Source organism: Actinomycetospora termitidis (assembly GCF_030286555.1).
In the GTDB taxonomy this organism is placed as follows: domain Bacteria; phylum Actinomycetota; class Actinomycetes; order Mycobacteriales; family Pseudonocardiaceae; genus Actinomycetospora; species Actinomycetospora termitidis.
Window position 1 is genome coordinate 279533 of sequence record NZ_JASVWF010000001.1, and the last position, 17365, is coordinate 296897.

18 protein-coding genes and 3 tRNA genes are annotated in these 17365 nt (G+C 72.5%); 11 read left to right on the forward strand and 10 right to left on the reverse strand.

Features of this window, described 5'->3' with window-relative positions:
* Nucleotides 1–35 precede the first annotated feature (35 nt).
* On the forward strand, nucleotides 36–911 hold the full coding sequence (locus QRT03_RS01455) for a sterol desaturase family protein (protein ID WP_286050644.1): 876 nt from the start codon (nucleotides 36–38) through the stop codon (nucleotides 909–911).
* Between the two features lie 12 nt (nucleotides 912–923).
* On the opposite strand, the gene QRT03_RS01460 is transcribed toward QRT03_RS01455, so the two are convergent.
* Both QRT03_RS01460 and QRT03_RS01465 read right to left on the reverse strand, forming a co-directional pair.
* The gene (locus QRT03_RS01460) at nucleotides 924–2183 is read right to left on the reverse strand and encodes an aspartate aminotransferase family protein (protein ID WP_286050645.1); all 1260 of its coding nucleotides are present in this window, start codon (nucleotides 2181–2183) and stop codon (nucleotides 924–926) included.
* Nucleotides 2180–2959, reverse strand: coding sequence for a MerR family transcriptional regulator (locus QRT03_RS01465; protein ID WP_286050646.1), 780 nt, complete (start codon nucleotides 2957–2959; stop codon nucleotides 2180–2182). The genes QRT03_RS01460 and QRT03_RS01465 overlap by 4 nt, the downstream gene beginning before the upstream one ends.
* A 74-nt stretch (nucleotides 2960–3033) precedes the next feature.
* On the opposite strand from QRT03_RS01465, the gene QRT03_RS01470 reads away from it, so the two are divergent.
* The 5 genes from QRT03_RS01470 to QRT03_RS01490 all read left to right on the forward strand — a co-directional run bounded on the left by QRT03_RS01470 (nucleotide 3034) and on the right by QRT03_RS01490 (nucleotide 7635).
* Nucleotides 3034–4905 (forward strand): alpha/beta hydrolase family protein, encoded by a 1872-nt coding sequence (locus tag QRT03_RS01470; RefSeq protein WP_286050647.1) that lies wholly within the window; start codon nucleotides 3034–3036, stop codon nucleotides 4903–4905.
* Nucleotides 4905–5570: a GPP34 family phosphoprotein gene (locus tag QRT03_RS01475; protein WP_286050648.1), complete on the forward strand. Its 666-nt coding sequence runs from the start codon at nucleotides 4905–4907 to the stop codon at nucleotides 5568–5570. Before QRT03_RS01470 ends, QRT03_RS01475 begins: the two co-directional genes overlap by 1 nt.
* A gap of 72 nt (nucleotides 5571–5642) precedes the next feature.
* Nucleotides 5643–6293 (forward strand): DUF3159 domain-containing protein, encoded by a 651-nt coding sequence (locus QRT03_RS01480; RefSeq protein ID WP_286050649.1) that lies wholly within the window; start codon nucleotides 5643–5645, stop codon nucleotides 6291–6293.
* A 323-nt stretch (nucleotides 6294–6616) separates the two neighbouring features.
* Complete coding sequence (locus tag QRT03_RS01485) at nucleotides 6617–7303, forward strand: thermonuclease family protein (RefSeq protein ID WP_286050650.1); 687 nt, start codon at nucleotides 6617–6619, stop codon at nucleotides 7301–7303.
* 2 nt (nucleotides 7304–7305) lie between these two features.
* Nucleotides 7306–7635 carry a hypothetical protein gene (locus tag QRT03_RS01490; RefSeq protein ID WP_286050651.1) on the forward strand — a complete coding sequence of 110 codons (330 nt, stop codon included), beginning with the start codon at nucleotides 7306–7308 and terminating at the stop codon, nucleotides 7633–7635.
* 36 nt (nucleotides 7636–7671) lie between these two features.
* On the opposite strand, the gene QRT03_RS01495 is transcribed toward QRT03_RS01490, so the two are convergent.
* The 3 genes from QRT03_RS01495 to QRT03_RS01505 all read right to left on the reverse strand — a co-directional run bounded on the left by QRT03_RS01495 (nucleotide 7672) and on the right by QRT03_RS01505 (nucleotide 8190).
* Nucleotides 7672–7857, reverse strand: coding sequence for a hypothetical protein (locus tag QRT03_RS01495; RefSeq protein ID WP_286050652.1), 186 nt, complete (start codon nucleotides 7855–7857; stop codon nucleotides 7672–7674).
* Between the two features lie 130 nt (nucleotides 7858–7987).
* Nucleotides 7988–8060 (reverse strand) — tRNA-Arg (locus tag QRT03_RS01500).
* Between the two features lie 40 nt (nucleotides 8061–8100).
* Nucleotides 8101–8190 (reverse strand) — tRNA-Ser (locus QRT03_RS01505).
* A gap of 271 nt (nucleotides 8191–8461) precedes the next feature.
* Between QRT03_RS01505 and QRT03_RS01510 the strand changes: the two genes are divergently transcribed.
* Nucleotides 8462–9493 (forward strand): zinc-binding dehydrogenase, encoded by a 1032-nt coding sequence (locus QRT03_RS01510; protein ID WP_286050653.1) that lies wholly within the window; start codon nucleotides 8462–8464, stop codon nucleotides 9491–9493.
* 41 nt (nucleotides 9494–9534) lie between these two features.
* On the opposite strand, the gene QRT03_RS01515 is transcribed toward QRT03_RS01510, so the two are convergent.
* Nucleotides 9535–11286: a phosphatidylglycerol lysyltransferase domain-containing protein gene (locus tag QRT03_RS01515; protein ID WP_286050654.1), complete on the reverse strand. Its 1752-nt coding sequence runs from the start codon at nucleotides 11284–11286 to the stop codon at nucleotides 9535–9537.
* A gap of 78 nt (nucleotides 11287–11364) precedes the next feature.
* Entirely contained in the window at nucleotides 11365–12078 is a 714-nt protein-coding gene (locus tag QRT03_RS01520) for a dienelactone hydrolase family protein (RefSeq protein WP_286050656.1), read from the reverse strand.
* A 100-nt stretch (nucleotides 12079–12178) separates the two neighbouring features.
* On the opposite strand from QRT03_RS01520, the gene hisC reads away from it, so the two are divergent.
* The gene (hisC, locus tag QRT03_RS01525) at nucleotides 12179–13225 is read left to right on the forward strand and encodes a histidinol-phosphate transaminase (RefSeq protein WP_286050657.1); all 1047 of its coding nucleotides are present in this window, start codon (nucleotides 12179–12181) and stop codon (nucleotides 13223–13225) included.
* Here hisC and QRT03_RS01530 read toward each other — a convergent pair.
* Nucleotides 13144–14295: an acyltransferase family protein gene (locus QRT03_RS01530; protein ID WP_286050658.1), complete on the reverse strand. Its 1152-nt coding sequence runs from the start codon at nucleotides 14293–14295 to the stop codon at nucleotides 13144–13146. The genes hisC and QRT03_RS01530 overlap by 82 nt on opposite strands.
* Nucleotides 14296–14497: 202 nt before the next feature.
* Here QRT03_RS01530 and QRT03_RS01535 point away from each other — a divergent pair, with 202 nt between their 5' ends.
* From QRT03_RS01535 to QRT03_RS01545, 3 genes are read left to right on the forward strand one after another with little or no spacing between them, the layout of a single operon-like run.
* Nucleotides 14498–15184 (forward strand): DUF1990 family protein, encoded by a 687-nt coding sequence (locus QRT03_RS01535; protein WP_286050659.1) that lies wholly within the window; start codon nucleotides 14498–14500, stop codon nucleotides 15182–15184.
* A 22-nt stretch (nucleotides 15185–15206) separates the two neighbouring features.
* Nucleotides 15207–16394, forward strand: coding sequence for a low temperature requirement protein A (locus tag QRT03_RS01540; protein WP_286050660.1), 1188 nt, complete (start codon nucleotides 15207–15209; stop codon nucleotides 16392–16394).
* Nucleotides 16391–16723: a nitroreductase/quinone reductase family protein gene (locus QRT03_RS01545; RefSeq protein WP_286050661.1), complete on the forward strand. Its 333-nt coding sequence runs from the start codon at nucleotides 16391–16393 to the stop codon at nucleotides 16721–16723. The genes QRT03_RS01540 and QRT03_RS01545 overlap by 4 nt, the downstream gene beginning before the upstream one ends.
* 17 nt (nucleotides 16724–16740) lie before the next feature.
* On the opposite strand, the gene QRT03_RS01550 is transcribed toward QRT03_RS01545, so the two are convergent.
* Nucleotides 16741–16825, reverse strand: a tRNA-Ser gene (locus QRT03_RS01550).
* A 48-nt stretch (nucleotides 16826–16873) separates the two neighbouring features.
* Nucleotides 16874–17338: a MarR family winged helix-turn-helix transcriptional regulator gene (locus tag QRT03_RS01555; protein ID WP_286050663.1), complete on the reverse strand. Its 465-nt coding sequence runs from the start codon at nucleotides 17336–17338 to the stop codon at nucleotides 16874–16876.
* Nucleotides 17339–17365 lie beyond the last annotated feature (27 nt).

A 17365-nucleotide genomic window follows, 5' to 3' on the forward strand; every position in this document is an offset into this window, starting at 1 on the left:
GGACGGGAGCAGCCGGTTCGGCACAATCGGGGACCATGTCGGTCCTCCGGGATCCCCTCACGGTCGCGGTGCCGTTCTTCATCGTCTTCGTCGTGCTCGAGGCCGTGTCCTTCGCGGTGTTCGCCGACGACGACCTGCGCGGCTACGAGCGCCGCGACACCGTCACCAGCGTCGTCAGCGGGATGGTGGCCCTGGGCTTCAACACCGTTGCGCGCGGCCTGGCGCTGCTCGGGTACGCGGTGCTGTACGAGCTCACGCCGCTGCGCCTCGACCCGTCGAGCGCCTGGACGTGGGTCGGCGTCCTGCTCGGCGTCGACCTGCTCTGGTACTGCTACCACCGCACGGCGCACCGGGTCCGGCTCGTCTGGGCCGCCCACCAGGCGCACCACAACAGCGAGTACTTCAACTTCTCCACCGCGGCCCGCCAGAAGTGGAACCCGTGGTTCGAGATGCTGTTCTGGGTGCCGCTGCCGCTGCTCGGCGTCCCGCCGTGGATGATCTTCACGGCGTTCTCGATCACCCTCGTCTACCAGTTCTTCGTGCACACCGAGCGGATCGGGAAGCTCCCGGCGCCGGTCGAGTTCGTGCTCAACACGCCGTCGCACCACCGCGTGCACCACGCCAGCGACCCGGAGTACCTGGACCGCAACTACGGCGGGATGCTCATCGTCTGGGACCGCCTGTTCGGCACCTACGCCGAGGAGACCCACCGCCCCCGCTACGGCCTGACCACCCCGCCGCCCACGCAGAACGTGGCCGGGCTGCAGTACCACGAGTTCGCCGCGATCTGGCGGGACGTGCGGGCGGCGACGACCTGGCGCGAGCGGCTCGCCCACGTGTTCGCGCCGCCGGCAGGACCCGCCGTCGAGAAGACCCCCATCGGTCCGACGACCACCCCCGTGGACCGATGAGGGTCCTCCCGATCAGCCGACGGAGCGCAGCGCCTCGTCGATGATCGACACGCCCCGGTCGATCTCCTCCTCCGAGGCCGTCAGCGGCGGCGCGATGCGGAACGTCCCGCCCATCCCGGGCAGCTGCACGATGTTGACGTGCAGTCCGAGCTCGGCGCACCGCGCGGTCACCGCCGCGCCGAGGCGGTCGGCGTCGGAGCCCCCGAGCTCCAGCCCCACCATCAGCCCCCGCCCCCGCACGTCGGCGACCACGTCGTGGGCCAACGACCGCAGGCCGGACTGCAACCGCTCCCCGAGCTCCGCGGCACGCACCTCGAGCCGGTCGCGGCGGAGCACGTCGAGCACGGTCAGCCCGACGGCGGCCGGCAGCGGGTCGTTGACGTGGGTGGTGAAGAAGAGGAAGCCCCGCTCGTGCGCGCGCTCCTCGATCTCGGCGCTGGTGAGGACGGCGGCGAGGGGCAGGCCGGCGCCGAGGGTCTTGGAGAGCGTGAGGATGTCCGGCACCACGCCGTCCCGCTCGAAGGCGTACCAGTCGCCGGTCCGGCAGAGGCCGGTCTGCGCCTCGTCGACGATCAGCAGCATGCCGCGCTCCCGGCACTTCTCCTGCAGCGCCGCGAGGTAGCCGGGCGGGAGGTCGACGACGCCGCCGGAGCTCAGGATCGGCTCCACCAGGCACGCGGCGAGCGCCCCGACGGACTGCGCGTCGACCATCTCGAAGCCGAGGTCGAGCTGGCGACGCCAGTCCAGCTCGCCGTCGGGACCGACGATCGAGGGCCGGAACCGGTCGGGCACCGGCAGCGCGAAGTTCCCCGGCGCCGTCGGCCCGTAGCCCACGCGCCCGGCGCTGTAGGTCGCGTTCGCGGCGGCCTGGGTCATCCCGTGCCACGAGCGCGCGAAGGACACCACCTCGTGGCCCCCGGTGACCAGCTTCGCCATCCGCAGCGCGGCCTCGTTGGCCTCCGCACCCGTCGTCAGGAAGACGGCCTTCTCGAGCGGGGCGGGCAGCGTCGCGACGAGCTGCTCGGCCAGGTCGAGGACCGGGCGGCTGAGCATCCCGGAGTGCAGGTGGTCGAGGCTCGCGACCTGTGCCTGCACCGTCGCGACGATCTCCGGGTGCGAGTGCCCGAGGATCGCGCTCATCTGCCCGGAGGTGAAGTCCAGCAGCTCCCGGCCGTCCTCGGTGAACACCGAGCTGCCCGCCGCGCGGGCGATGAGTTCCGGGGCGAACGCCCCGCGGCCCGAGTAGCGGATGAGGTGCTTCTCGTCGGTCACGGGTCGGGAGCCTTCCCGACGTCGGGTCGTTCGGCCAGGGCCTCCGGGTCCCACCGGGCACGGAACTGCAGGACCATCCGCCGCATGACGTCGAGCTGGGCCGGGTTGTAGAGGTCCTCCATCGCGCGCTGGATCGTCCGGAGGTACTTCGAGAGGCCGCCGGGCGCGTCGATCCCGAACGTGGTGATCCGCGGGTCGTCGGCGGCCCTGGCGAGGATGACGTCGGTGAACCGGGCCGCGAGCCCGGCGCGGGTCGACTCGTCGGCGTCCGGGTCGAGGCTCTCGAACTCCTCGGTCAGGACGGGATCGGTGTCGTCGTCCTGGAGCAGGTGCGCGTACGCGCGCCGACCCTCCTCGCCGAGGGTGCGGCCCATGACGGCGACCAGGTTGCGGTCCCGCTCGGAGAGCTTGACGCCGGGCGTGACCGCGAGATCGTTCGGCAGGTCGGTGGGCACCTCGTGCTCGAGGATGTCCGCCAGCTCCGCCCGCAGCTGCTGCAGCCGGTCGACCTGCGCGGCCAGATCCTCGTCGAGCGCCCGGAGGGCCTCGGCCGGGTGCTCGTCGGCGTCCCCGAGCTCGGCGATCTGCGGCAGCGAGAACCCCAGGTCGGCCAGGCGCTTGATGCGCAGCAGCCGCACGAGGTGCGCGACGCCGTACTGCTTGTAGCCATTGCTGCGGCGCTCGGGCTCGGGCAGGAGCCCGACGTCGTGGTAGTGCCGCACCGAGCGCAGGCTCGTGCCCGCGAGTTCCGCCAGTTCCCGGGTGCTCCAGCCCACGTCGTCCAGTCTGCCCTTGAGTGTGCCGCGACGGCACGGTGTCCGGTGGTGGCAGACGAGAAGGAGGACCTCTCATGACCCCGCTGATCCCCGCCGAGGACTTCGTCGCCCCGCCCGAGCGCACCCGCGCCACGCTCTCCCCCGACGGCACGCGGATCGCCTTCCTCGCGCCGTGGAAGGAGCGGCTCAACATCTGGGTCGCCGGGGTGGACGACCTCGACGCCGCCCGCTGCGTGACCGCCGACGACGTCCGCAGCATCCACGACTACTCCTGGGCCGACGACCGCTTCCTGGTCTACGCCCAGGACGTCGGCGGGGACGAGCACTTCCACGTGTACCGGGTCGACCTCGACGCCCCGGACGCGCCCGCCGTCGACCTCACCCCCTACCCCGGCGCCCGGGTGTTCGGCCGCGACCTGCCGCCCGGGCGGCCCGGCACCCTCGTCGTCTGGATCAACCACCGGCGGCCCGACGAGATCGACACCTGCGAGATCGACATCGCGACCGGCGAGCTCACCGTCCTCGTCACCGGCGACGGCGAGTTCGGCGGCAGCCAGCTCGCCCCGGGCGGCGACCTCTACGGCGTCGGCCAGGACGACGAGGGGAACTGGACGGTCGGCCACCGGGCGCCGTCCGGCGAGGTCCGCACGATCGCGGTGCTCGACGCCGCCGACCACCCCACCGGGCCCTTCCCGGTCCAGCTCACCCCGGACGGCACCGGGATGTGGCTCGGGCGGCACGGCCACACCGATCGGCTGCGGCTGGTGCGCCTGGACCTGGCGACGGGCGTCGAGATTGAGGTCGCGGGCCACCCGACCCACGACGTCGACACCCGTGCCCAGGTCTTCCCGACGATCCCGTCGCCGCTGATCCGGGACCGGGACGGCGAGCTGCTCGGGGTCCGCTACTCCCGCGAGCGGCAGGAGATCGTCCCGGTCACCGAGGAGTTCGCCGTGGTGCTCGAACAGCTCGAGACCCTCTCCGACGGCGACCTCGGCGCGATCTCGACCGACGTCGCCCGGCGCCGCTGGCTGGTCTCGTTCGTCCACGACCGCGAGTGGGGCGCGACGTGGCTCTACGACCACGCGACGGGTGACGCCCGCCCGCTCTTCCGGACCCACGCGCACCTGGACCCCGACGTCCTCGCGCCGACCGTGCCGGTGACCGTCCGCGCCCGGGACGGCCGGGACCTGCCGTCGTACCTGACGCGGCCGCTCGACGCCGGCGACGAGCCGGGGCCGATGGTGCTCGTGCCGCACGGCGGGCCGTGGACCCGGGACTCGTGGGGGCACGACCCCATCGCTCAGCTGTTCGCCAATCGCGGCTACGCGGTGCTGCAGGTCAACTTCCGCGGGTCGACCGGCTTCGGCCGCGACCACGTGCGGGCCGCGATCGGCGAGTTCGCGGGCGCGATGCAGGACGACCTGGTCGACGCCGTGGAGTGGGCGGTCACGCAGGGACACGCGGACCCGGCCCGGATCGGGATCTTCGGTGGGTCCTACGGCGGCTACGCGACGCTCACGGCGGTCACCCGCGACCCGCACCTGTTCGCCGCCGCCGTCGACTACGTCGGCATCTCGAACCTCGCGACGTTCATGCTCGCCCTGCCCGAGGCGATCCGCCCGGGGCTGCGGAACAACTGGTACACCTACGTCGGCGACCCGGAGGACCCGGCGGCGTACGCGGACATGATCGAGCGGTCGCCGATCACGCACGCCGACCGGATCATCGCGCCGCTGATGGTCTTCCAGGGCGCGAACGACGTGCGGGTGCCGCAGTCGGAATCCGACGCGATCGTCGCGTCCCTGCGCGCACGCGGCGTCGAGGTCGCCTACCGCGTCTACGAGGACGAGGGCCACATGTTCGCCCAGACCGAGAACCTCGTGGACATGTTCCGGGCCACCGAGCGGTTCCTGTCGGAGCACCTCGGAGGAAGGAGCGGGTGATGATCGAGCCCACGCTGCCGCAGGCCGTCTACCTGCTGTGCCACGACCTCGAGCGGGATCGGCTGGGCGAGGACAGCGACCTGCTCCGCGGCGTCCTGCTGCGGGCGGCCGCCGTCGCGGAGCTGCGCCTGTCCGGCCTGCTCACCGACGTCGACGGGAGGGCCGTCCGGCTGCCCGGTGGCGTTCCCGACGACGGGTTCCTCGCTGCGGTCCTCGATGCCGTGCCCCCGGGCGGGACGGCGAGCTGGTCCGCGGTGATGGACGGGGACCCGGCCGCCGCCGAGGAACGCGTCCGGGGCCGCCTCGCCGAGCTCGGTGTCGTCCGGGCGGTCCGGCGGCGCCGGCTGTGCGTCGTGCCGTACCGGACCGTGGCGGTCTCCCCCGAGACCCGGGCCCTGCGGGCGCGCGTGCGGGGCGCGGTCCTGTCCGACACGCCCCAAGCCGTCTCCCCGGCCGAGGCGGTGCTGGCCGTGCTGGCGATCGACGGCGACGTCCGCACGGTGTTCGCGCCCGGCGAGCACCTCGGGCACCGGGACGCCGTCCGGGCGCTGGGCGCGCGGGTGGACGCGGAGCTGCCCGGCCTGCGCACGGCGCTGGGTTGGGCGATCGCCGGTCTGCGGACCGCGGCGAGCGCCTGGGAGTGGTCCGGGTCACGTCCGGCTTGAGTGTGCCGCAGCGGCACGGACTTCCCTGGTTCCCAGCACACCAGAGACCCCGCTGAGACACGGAGGAGCCCGATGAACGCGACCGAGCAGCACCGCGAGACCGACGACACCATGGCGGCGACGAAGGCCCCGACGGTGCTCGAGCAGATGGGCGGCGCGAAGGGGTTCGTGTACTCCACGATCCCGGTGCTCGTGTTCGTGGCGGCGAACACCTTCCTGACGCTGCCGGTGACGATCGCGGTCTCGCTCGCGGCCGGACTCGCCCTGACGGTGTTCCGGCTGGTCCGCGGCGAGAAGGTCGCGCAGGCCATCGGCAGCGTGCTCGGCGTCGCGGTCGCCGTGGCGATCGTGGCGTTCACCGGGTCGCCGAAGGACTTCTTCGTCATCGGCATCTGGGCCTCGGCCGCCGGGTTCGTCGTCACCGCCGGGTCGTTGCTGGCCCGACGTCCCGTGACCGGCGTCGTGTGGAACCTCCTCCACGGCGGCAAGCACCCGTGGCGGGGCGACCGCGCGGTGCTGCGGGCCCACGATGTGGCGACGCTGGCCGCCGCCGTGGTGTTCGGCGCCCGCTTCGTCGTCCAGCAGTGGCTCTACCTCGCCGACGCGACCGGCGGCCTGGGCGTCGCCCGCATCGCGATGGGGACGCCGCTGACCGTGCTCGGCGCGCTGGTCGTCATCTGGGCCTTCCGCCGGACCACGAAGCGACTCCTCCCGAAGGGCTGACCGCTCCGCACGGACGGGCCCGCCGCACTGGAACGCGGCGGGCCCGTCGTGCTGTCCGGGGTCGGCCGACCGGCCGTGTGCGTCCCGCACACGGCGAGGAGAGCCGACATCGGTCTGCCGGCGCGTTGCGTCCCGCACACGGTTCGGAGGAGCGACGTCAGTACGCCGGCGCATTGCGTCGCGCAACGCCACACCTGGTCCGGACGACCTGGGCCAGCCGTGTGCGCGACGCAACGCGCGGGTGCCGTCGAGGCGGGTAACGCGTCCGTCGGATCTTTCGACTACAGCCTCGACACACAGGACCGTCGGGGGGAACGACGCAGGTGCGCACGGCATACAAGGTCTGGTCGGGGATCGCGGCCGGGGTGTTCTGCCTCGTCGCGATCGGGGATCTGTCGAACAACGGGACACCCTCCACGACGGCGGCCGCGCCCGCCGCGGTGACGGCTCCGGCCCCGGCCACGTACGCGCCGGCCGTGGCCGCCCCGGCTCCCGTCGCACCCACGCAGCCGGACGGCGACACCGTGACCGTCTCCGACGTGATCGACGGTGAGTCCTTCGTCGCCGACGGGCAGAAGATCCGGGTCCTCGGGATCGACGCGTGCGAGGTCTCCACCTACGGCGGGAAGCAGGCCAAGGAGACAGCCGAGACGTTCCTGGAGGGGCAGCAGGTCACGCTGCGCGCCGAACCCGGCGTCGAGAAGGACAAGAATGGCCGACTGCTGCGCTACGTCGACCTGAGCTCCGGGGACTTCGGCACGCTCGCGGTGGTCTACGACCACACCGGCGTCGACTCCGCGAGCGAGGCCGACCCGACGTACCTCTCCGACCTGCGGTCCGCCGACCCGAACGGCCGGACCTGTTCGGCCCCTCCGTCCACGTCCAGCTCGTCCTCCGACTCCTCGGACGATGATGACGACGTGTACGTCCCGCTGCCCCGTCGCGGTGACAACGGCCTTCCCGACGGTGCCCTCACCGGCGGCTTCTGCGCGAAGAAGTGGTGGTGCTGACGATGGCCTCACGACGCTCGAGCTCCTCCGGTCTCGGCACCGTCATCGGTGTCGTCCTCCTGGTGGGCCTCGCGATCCTGATCCTCAAGTGGGCCCTGATCACCGCGGCGATCCTCGCCGTGCCCTTCGGCGCCTGGTGGGTCCACGACCAGGTGCAGCAGCGCAAGGTCGTCGACCGGCGCACCGAGGTCGAGGGCCGCGCGGTCGTGGACGCGGCCGGCGGGTGCGGTTGGTGCGGCTCCCGCATCGCCCACCGCGACGACTACACCGGCAGCCTCGTCCTGCCCGCCGACCATCACCGCGACGAGATCGAGGCGGCCCTGGCGGGATGACGACCGGGGCGCTGGGCAGCAGCGTCGGCCGGATGCCTACTCGTGCGGCGCGGTGGTGGACTGGCGTCGACCGCGCTGCACCCAGTACACCGCCAGGCCGACCCACACGAGGGCGATCAGCCACCAGTACCAGAGCCCGCTGATGAGGGCGACGGCGATGAACGCCAGCGCCGCCAGTCCTGCCAGGACCCCGGCCGTCTTGCTCTGTGTCGCCTCCGTCATAGATCCAACGTAACGGGCTCCGGCTCGAGGGTCTCCCCCTCGATGACGAGCCGCGGCCGTCGCTGGTGCGCCCCGGAGACGACGAAGGGGCCGCCGGATTCCGGCGACCCCTCGGTAGTGCTCTCCTGCGCGCGCCCGAAGGGATTCGAACCCCTAACCTTCTGATCCGTAGTCAGATGCTCTATCCGTTGAGCTACGGGCGCATGATCTTCAATTGTACGGCGACCCTACCGACCACCGCTGCGGAGGCTCCGGGATTTGAACCCGGGATGGGGGGTTACCCCAAACCGCATTAGCAGTGCGGCGCCATAGACCAGACTAGGCGAAGCCTCCCGGAGCCCTGGGGCCCACCGGTGGAAGACAGTACACGGGCGGTCCGGCCCGGCTGACGGCCACCCCCACCGCAGCCGACCCACCTCGTCGTCGGGAACCAAGATCGAGATTTCGTGAGCGCGTCGCAGCAGAGCTTGCGCGTGTCGCTCCCGAACTCGTGATCATGGAGCACGAGTTCGGTTGCGCGCGATGTGACGCGTGCGCGGAGCCGCATGGGATCGCATACGCCCCGGGTAGCCGTGGGCGATCGATCCTGAGGAGGACACCTGTCGTGAAGGCGACGCTGATCTACGGAGCGGGCGACATCCGGGTCGAGGACGTCCCCGACCCGAAGCTGGAGAACCCCACCGACGCCATCGTCCGGATCACGCACTCCTGCATCTGCGGTTCCGACCTCTGGCCGTACAAGAGTCGGGAGGCGACGGAGCAGGGCGGACGGATCGGCCACGAGTTCATCGGGGTCGTCGAGGAGACCGGCTCGGACGTCGGCCGGGTGAAGCAGGGCGACGTCGTCGTGGCGCCGTTCTTCTACGCCGACGGCACCTGCGAGTACTGCCGTGCCGGCCTGACGAGCGCCTGCCCGAACGGCAGCGCGTGGGGTGCCGAGACCGACGGCGGGCAGGGCGAGGCGGCGCGCGTCCCGTTCGCCGACCACTCGCTCATGAAGCTCGACGTGCCGGTCGAGTCCGAGCTGATGCCGAGCCTGCTGACGCTGTCGGACGTGTTCGGCACCGGCCACCACGCGGCGGTGTCGGCGCGGGTCGAGCGCGGCAAGGACGTCGTCGTCGTGGGCGACGGCGCCGTCGGCCTGCTGGCCGTCCTGGCGGCGAAGCGCCTCGGCGCCGAGCGCATCGTCCTGATGGGCCACCACAAGGACCGCACGGACCTCGGGCGCGAGTTCGGCGCCACCGACGTCGTCGCCGAGCGCGGCGAGGAGGGCGAGCAGAAGGTCCGCGACGTCCTCGGAACCGACGGCGCCCACTCGACGATCGAGGCGGTCGGGTACGACCAGGCGCTCTCGACCGCGCTGAACGTTACGAAGCCCGGCGGGTACGTCGGCATCGTCGGGGTCCCGCAGAGCGGCACGATCCCGAACGCGGGGCGCAAGTTCGGCGCCAACATCACGATCGCCGGCGGCATCGCGCCGACCCAGGCGAACATGCACGAGCTGCTGCCCGACGTGATGGACGGCAAGGTCGAGCCGGGCAAGGTCTTCAACCGGACCATCGGGCTCGACGAGGTCCCCGAGGGCTACCGGGCCATGAACGACCGCGAGGCGCTCAAGGTGCTGGTGCGGCCGTAGGCCAGGTGAGCAGAAATTGTCGCGATAGCGACAATTTCTGCTCACCTGCGGAGCACACGTAGCACCGCGGGTGGCCTGCCGCCGTAGCCCTCCGCCTCGAAGGCGGCCACGGCGATCCGCGGCAGGTCGCGCACCGCGTCGAACACCAGGTAGCGCGGCACCCAGGTGGGGCCGAAGCGGGCGTTGAAGCGGTAGAGCGTCTCGATCTGCCACCACCGCGACGCGATCCGCAGCAGCCGCGCCCAGAGTCGCGCCACCGGTCCCGCGCCGATCCGCTCCCCCCGCTCCAGCGCTGAGCGGAACACGGCGAAGTTCAGGGAGACCCGGTCGACCCCCAGCCCGCGGCACGCCGCGAGCAGGTCGGTGATCAGCAGCTCGTTGAGACCGTTCTCGGTGACGGCGGGGTCGCGGATCATGAGGTCCAGCGAGAGTCCCTCGGTGCCCCACGGGACGAACTGCAGGAGGCCGCGCGGGGCGTCCTCGGCGGTCGCCACGACGAGGACCGCCTCCGGGTCGGCGGCGGTGTCGCCGACCCGCGAGAGCGCCATGGAGAACCCGCGCTCGTCGGGGCCGCCGCGCCAGCGCTCGACGCAGGCGTGCAGCTCGGCGAGCTCCGCGGCCGGGACGTCGCGCAGGCGGCGCACCGTCGTCCCGTAGCCGGCCCGTTTGATGCGCGAGACCGCCTGCCGGACGGTGCGCATGGCGCGGCCCTGCAGCGAGAAGGTCGCGACGTCGACGACGGCCTCGTCGCCGAGTTCCAGCGCGTCCAGCCCGGCTTCTCGCGACCACACCCGCGCCCCGGTCTCGGAGCAGCCCAGCACCGCGGGCACCCAGCCGTGCCGGCGGCACGTCGTCACGAACTCCTCGATCGCCCCGGGCCAGGCCTCGACGTCGCCGAGCGGATCGCCGGAGGCGAGCGCGACGCCGGCCAGCACGCGGTAGGCGACGGCGGCCTTGCCGGACTCGGAGAAGACCACCGACTTGTCCCGGCGCAGCGCGAAGTAGCCCAGGGAGTCGGCCCGGCCGTGCCGGTCGAGGAGCCCGCGGATGCCGGCCTCGTCGTCGGGCGAGAGCTGCGGGTGCGGCTCGGCCGAGCGCAGCCAGAAGTAGCCGCCGAGGACGACCGCGCCGATGCCGAAGGTGAGCCCGACGGCGGCGGTCAGGTCGTCGTACCACGCGAACCGGAACTCGACCGGGCCCTCGACGCCGACCAGCGACAGCAGCGCGTGCAGCAGCTTCTCCCCGACCGACGGCCGGTCGAGCAGGAACGTCGGCCGGACGAACAGCAGCATCGCGCTGACGATCACGAAGCCGGCGACCAGCAGCTGCGCCACCAGGCGGACCACCACGAGCCGGCCCAGCGGGTCGGGCACCGCGTCGAACTCGCGCCGGGTCCACAGCAGGCCGATCAGCAGGACGACGGCCACCACCAGCGGCGCGATCGGATGCCGGCCGAGCAGGTGCGACACCACGATCACGACGCACAGCAGCACCGCGAGCTGCCACGCCCGTCGCTTCCGGCGCCGTAGGCCGGTGGCCAGCAGCATCAGGCCGACGCCCGCGGTCGCGAGGACGACGGTGCCGACGAGCGACGCCTCGACCGGGAGCCCGAACCACGCGGCCGGCTCGAGCCGTCGACGGGCCGCGGGGGCGAAGATCGAGACGATCGACAGCAGGCCCACGATGCGGGCGGCCCAGACGACGACGCGGGCGATCCGGGCGCGTCGCCGCCGTTCCCGGCGGACCTCGTCCTCGGCGCCCTCCTCGGGCTCCGAGACCCGGGTCCGAGTCACCCTGTCCTCCCCATGTGCGCGGAGCGCAGGTGAGCACTTGTTGTCGCTATGGCGACAACAAGTGCTCACCTGCGAAGCTCATCGCAGGTGCGCGTCGAACCAGTTCAGCACGCGGTGTCGCGCCTCGCTCCGGGTCCCCTCCGCGCCCTCGGACTCGTCGAGGGCGTCGGGACCGCCGGCGGCGGCCGGGTCCTCGGTGTCGTCGAACCGGTGCTCGGCCGCGGGGTAGACGACCACGTCCACCACGGCGCCGGAGGCGTGGGCCGCTTCCCGCAGGCGCTCGATGTCGGAGGGGTCGACCGGGTCCCCGGTCTCGCCGTAGAGCCCCAACCAGGGGCAGGTCAGCTCGCCGACCACGTCCAGCAGCGGCGGCAGACCGTCGGCCAGGGGCTGCTTCACCCCGGCCGCGGCGACCGTGACCGCCGCGCCGAGGGAGCGCTGCGAGGCGACGACGAGGGCGGCGGTCGCCCCGAGGTCGAAGCCCAGGATTCCCATCCGGTCGGCCGGGACGCCGTGGTCGGCCAACCACCCGAACGAGGCGTCCGAGTCGGTGAGCACGGAGGCCCCGGAGACGGCGTCGGCGGACCCGCTGCCGTGGAACAGGTGCGGGGCGACGGCGAGCCAGCCCTCCTCGGCCAGGTGGTCCACGATGCTCTCGGTGCGCTCGGTGACGCCGTGCGCGGAGTGCAGCACCACGATCCCCCCGCGGACCGGCGAGCCGTCCGGCGCACCGACGGTCACCGCGAGCTCGGTGTCGTCGACGAGCGGGATCGTCTCCGTGCGGGTCGTCATGAACCAGAGCCTTCCATGCCCGGACCACCCGCTGCCGCGTGACCGGCCCCGATGGCCGAATCCGACTCCTCTGCGTGGATCGGAGCACTACGGTGGCGGCGTGACACCGCTGCGCCCGGACCTCTCCTCGTTGCCCGCCTACGTCGCCGGGCGGACCGTGCCGGGGGCGGTCAAGCTCGCGAGCAACGAGGTCGCGCTGCCGCCGCACCCGCACGTCCGGGAGGCGGTCGGGGAGGCCGTCGCAGCCGGCAACCGGTACCCCGACATCACCGTCACCGCCCTCTCCGAGAAGCTCGCCGGCCACCTCGGCGTGCCGCGCGAGCGGATCACGGTCGGGTGCGGATCGGTCGCGCTGTGCGGGCAGCTGATCTCCGCGGTGTGCTCCCCCGGAGACGAGGTCGTCTTCCCGTGGCGCTCGTTCGAGGCCTACCCGATCGTCTCGGTCATCGGGCACGCGACGCCGGTGCCGGTGCCCAACACCGCCGGCCACGAGCACGACCTCGAGGCCATGCTCGCGGCGATCACCGACCGCACGCGGATCGTCTTCGTCTGCAACCCGAACAACCCGACCGGCACCGCGATCCGTCGTCGGGAACTCACCGACTTCCTCGCGCGGGTCCCCGAGCACGTGCTCGTCGTCCTCGACGAGGCCTACCGGGAGTTCGTCGCCGACCCGGAGGTCCCCGACGGCCTGACGATGCTCGACGCGCACCCGCACGTCGCCGTCCTGCGGACCTTCTCCAAGGCACACCGCCTGGCGGGCCTGCGGGTCGGCTACGCCGTGGCCGCGCCCGACCTCGCCGCCGCGCTGCGCAGCGTCGCGATCCCGTTCTCGGTCTCCAGCCCGGCCCAGGCCGCGGCGCTCGCCGCCCTCGACGTGCTCGACGAGCTCGAGGCCGACGCCCGGACGGCGGCCTCCGAGGCGCAGCGGATGGCGGCGACGCTGCGAGAGATGGGCTACGAGGTCCCGGAGACGCAGGCCAACTTCTGCTGGCTGCCGCTCGGGGACCGCACGCAGGAGTTCGCAGAGCACGCACTGGACCACAAGGTCGTCGTGCGGGCCTTTCACCCCGACGGCGTGCGCATCTCCGCGGGCGTTGCGGACGAGAACGACCTGCTGATCGAGGCCGCGAGATCCTTTTCCTGACGACGTCGGGTGAGCGCCCGGTGCGCGGGTCGCTCGACGAAGCGGGTGAGCAACCACCCGAGCAGGAAGGCCAGGACGACGACGCCGAGCAGACGGCCCCACCCCGTGACCCCGGCGTAGTCCTGGGCGACCCACGCGAAGAAGTAGCCGATCTGCTGGTTGCACAGGTACACGCCGTAGGACACCCCCGCGGCCCACCCGATGAGCCGCGGCAGCGGGCCGACCCGCAGGAAGTCCCAGTCCGGGCCGAGGGTCGCGGCGGCGACCAGCAGGCAGGCGGCGGCGAGGACGATCGTCGAGTCCGGGTCCGGCGTGATGATGGCCTCGGCGAGCACGCCGGCCGCGGTCAGCGCGGCGAGGTGGGTCAGCGAGATGCGGCGGGTGCTGGCGAGCCACATCGCGAGACCGATCGCGAAGAGCTGCCAGCGCCACATGACGAAGCCGTCCGAGAGCCACGCGAGCCAGCCGGTGGCGAACTTCGCCAGCAGCACCGGGGCGATCACCCCGAACCAGGCCAGGAGCGGGAGCGCGAGCGGACGGCGCCAGACGTCGCGGCCGAGGACGCCGACGGTCAGCGCCACGAGCGTGAACACCCCGAGCTGGAGCGGCAGCGTCCAGTACGAGTGGTCCATGAACGTCACGCCCGGGTCGAAGCCCTGGACCAGGAGCAGGTTGCCCACCAGGTCGCGCACCCCGGGGCGCCAGTACCCGTGGTCCGCGGCGAGGAGGGTCGCGCCGTAGGTGACGACGACCGCCACCAGGTAGGCGGGCAGCAGCCGCGCGATCCGCTGCCACCACCAGCGCCCCGGACGGCGCTTGGCCACGGTGACGCAGATGAAGAACGCCGAGACCACCATCAGCGTGTTGGCGCCCGCCTCGACGCTCCACGTGAACGGCGGCGGTGCGAGCCACGGCATCACGCCCTGGGCGGTGTACGTGGCGTGCTGGACGACGACCGAGAGCACCGCGAGCACGCGGATCACGTCCCAGCTCAACCGCCGCTCCCCGGGCACCGCGGGCTGCAGCAGCCGTCCCGTGGGCTCGGCGCGGCGGTCGGTCAGGAGCGTCATCGCGGCCGGAAGCTACGGACGGCTCCTGAGCGGTCGCTGAGAGCATCGTGTGGGATCACGATCGTCCCGGCGATCGGTCGACCGGACACGTCGGGCGGGGACCGCTCCCTCCCGCGTGAGGGGAACCCTCACGCCGTCCAGGCGCACGAATCCTCCCCTCACGCACCGACCCGTCGTCGGGAAAACGGGTATGAGGGACGCGATGCGCACCATGCGACTGAGCCCGGTCTCCGACCCGGCGGCCGACCTCGCCGAGATCGCGGGGCTGGAGCTCAACTACGACCCGGCGACGACCGGCGGGAAGGGCTGGCACCACGACCGGCTGCGGCACCCGCTCGGGGTCGAGGAGCCGGGCGACCCCGAGCCCGGCGGCCCGTGGGAGATCGCGTGCGCCCTGGTGCACGACTACGAGTTCGCCGACCGGTGGATCATGTCGGCGCTGTTCCACGCCGACGCCCCGCTGGAGGGGCGCGACATGCTGCTCGAGGGCCGCTTCGTGGTACTGCGGTTCCCGATGGGGGTCCGCGTGGACACGGTGGTCGACGAGACCCGCCGTCGGGCCGACGGAGCCGACGAGCGGGTGTGGGGCTGGAGCTACCAGACCCTGGGCCACCACCTCGAACGCGGCCGGTTGATCTACGAGGTGGTGAAGAACACGACGACGGGGCGGGTCGAGTTCCTCATCACCGGCGTCTCGTCGCGGGCGGCCATCCCGAACCCGGTGATCGCGCTCGGCTTTCTGGTGTTCGGACGGTTCACCCAGCGCCGCTTCTACCGGGCGGTCGCGGCGAAGCTCGAGGAGCGCGTGCGGTCCGTGCTGGAGGGGTCGCCCCGTCCGACCCCGGCCCCCGTCGGACCCGGCGACATCGTGCGGGCCCCGTCGGCCTGACGCGGGCTTTACGATCCCGGGCGTGACGAGCCCCCGTACCGAGTGGCGCCGCCCGATGCGGGCGCGCGACCCGCAGGAGACGCACCGCGCCGCGTCCCCGCTGGAGCTGCTGTTCGACCTCGCGTTCGTGGTCGCGATCGCCCGGGCCGCCGCCGAGCTCCACCACGCGATCGCCGAGAACCACGTCGGCGCCGGCCTGCTGAGCTACCTGCTGGTGTTCTTCGCGATCTGGTGGTCGTGGATCAACTTCACGTGGTTCGCCTCGGCGTACGACTGTGACGACGCGGCCTACCGCGCGCTGGCATTGCTGAAGATGGCGGGCGTCCTGGTGCTCGCGGTCGGCGTGCCGGACGTGTTCCGCGGCGAGCTCGGGACCGTGATCCTGGGCTACACGATCATGCGCGTCGCGATGGTCGCCCTGTGGCTGCGCGCCGCGGCCGGTGATCCCTCGCGGACGCAGGTGTGCCGGACGTACGCGCTCGGCCTGACGGTGCTCCAGGTCCTCTGGGTGCTCCTGCTGCTGATCCCGTCGCCGTGGGTGTTCATCGGGGTCGTCGTGCTGATCGTCGCCGAGGTGTCGTTGCCGCCGGTCGCGGAGAACCGTGGCCCGGCGACGCCGTGGCACCCGGAGCACATCGCGGAGCGGTACGGGCTGCTGACGCTGATCGTGCTCGGTGAGGTCATCCTCGGGATCACCAACGCCTTCGCGGGCGCGCTGAACGAGGGCGGCTTCTCGTTCGGTCTGCTGGCGGTCGGGCTGGGCGGGCTGTTCGTGGTCGCCGGGCTGTGGTGGATCTACTTCCTGGGTGGTGACGAGGAGGGGCTCACCTCCTTGCGGGTGGCGCTGACCTGGGGCTACGGGCACTACTTCGTGTTCGGCGCGGTCGCCGCGGTGGGCGGCGGGATCGAGGCGGCGGTGGACGTCGAGGAGCACATCGCCCACGTCTCGCCGGTCGTGGCGGCGTTCTCCGTGGCGGTGCCGATCGCGATCGTGCTGGTCGTCCTGACCCTGCTCCGCCGCCTGACCTGGGCCTCGGGCTCGCTGGTGCCGGGCCTGGCGATCGCCGGCGCGGTCGGCGTGCTGGTGTGCGCGGGCCTCGCGGGACTCGTCGGGGACGGGATCGCGATCCTGCTGATGGGCCTCGTGCTGATCGCGATGCTCGTGGCGTTCCTGCTGGTGCAGCGACGCCGGTCGGGGGTGCATGCGTGACGTTCCTGCAGACCGCGGCCTCGTTGCTGAACCGCGTGATGCTGCCGCTCGTGCGCTCCGGGGTCGGCGCCGGATCGCTCGCGGTCCTGACCTATACCGGCCGCCGTTCCGGGCAGGTCTACTCGCTGCCGGTCGCCTACCGCCGCGACGGCGACCACGTCTGGATCGGCATCGGCGCCCCAGGCCAGAAGACCTGGTGGCGGAACTTCCTCGGCGACGGCGGGCCGATCTCGGTCCGCCTCGGCGGCGAGGACCGGTCCGGGCACGCCCGAGCGGTCCGCGACGGGGATACGGACGTGCACGTGGAGGTCGAGCTCGACCCGGCCTGACCCGTCGTCGGGAAGGGCGGAAGCGGGGGGATTCGAACCCCCGGTCACTCTCGTGACGTCCGCTTTCAAGGCGGATGCAATCGGCCGCTCTGCCACGCTTCCGCGAGCCAGGCTAGGCGATGAGGGGCACCCGCCGTCGGGAAGACCCTCCTACGGACGGAGCTTCGCGACGATGCGCTCGAAGACGTCGCCCATGACGCGGCGCTCGTCCTCGTCGAGGAGGTCGACGAAGTGCTCGCGGACGCCCCGGAGGTGGTCCGGCGCGGCGCGCTCGAGGCGGGCGAAGCCCTCGGGGGTGAGGACGGCGAAGACGCCGCGCCCGTCGGAGTCGCAGACCTCGCGGCGCACCAGGCCCTGGCCCTCGAGCCGGGCGACCTGGTGGGACAGGCGGGACTTCGACGCGACGACCTCCTCGGCCAGGGACGTCATCCGCTGGCGGTGGTCGGCCTTCTCGGAGAGCCGGACGAGGATCTCGTAGTCGGCGAACGCGAGATCGTGCCCGTCCTGCAGCTCGCGGCCCAGGCGGCCGAGCAGGAGGGCCTGCCCCGCGATGAAGTTCCGCCAGGCACGCCACTCCTCGGCGTCGAGCCAGCGAGGCTCCTCCGAGGGCGACATTCCTCCATCATATGCACGGCTCACCGG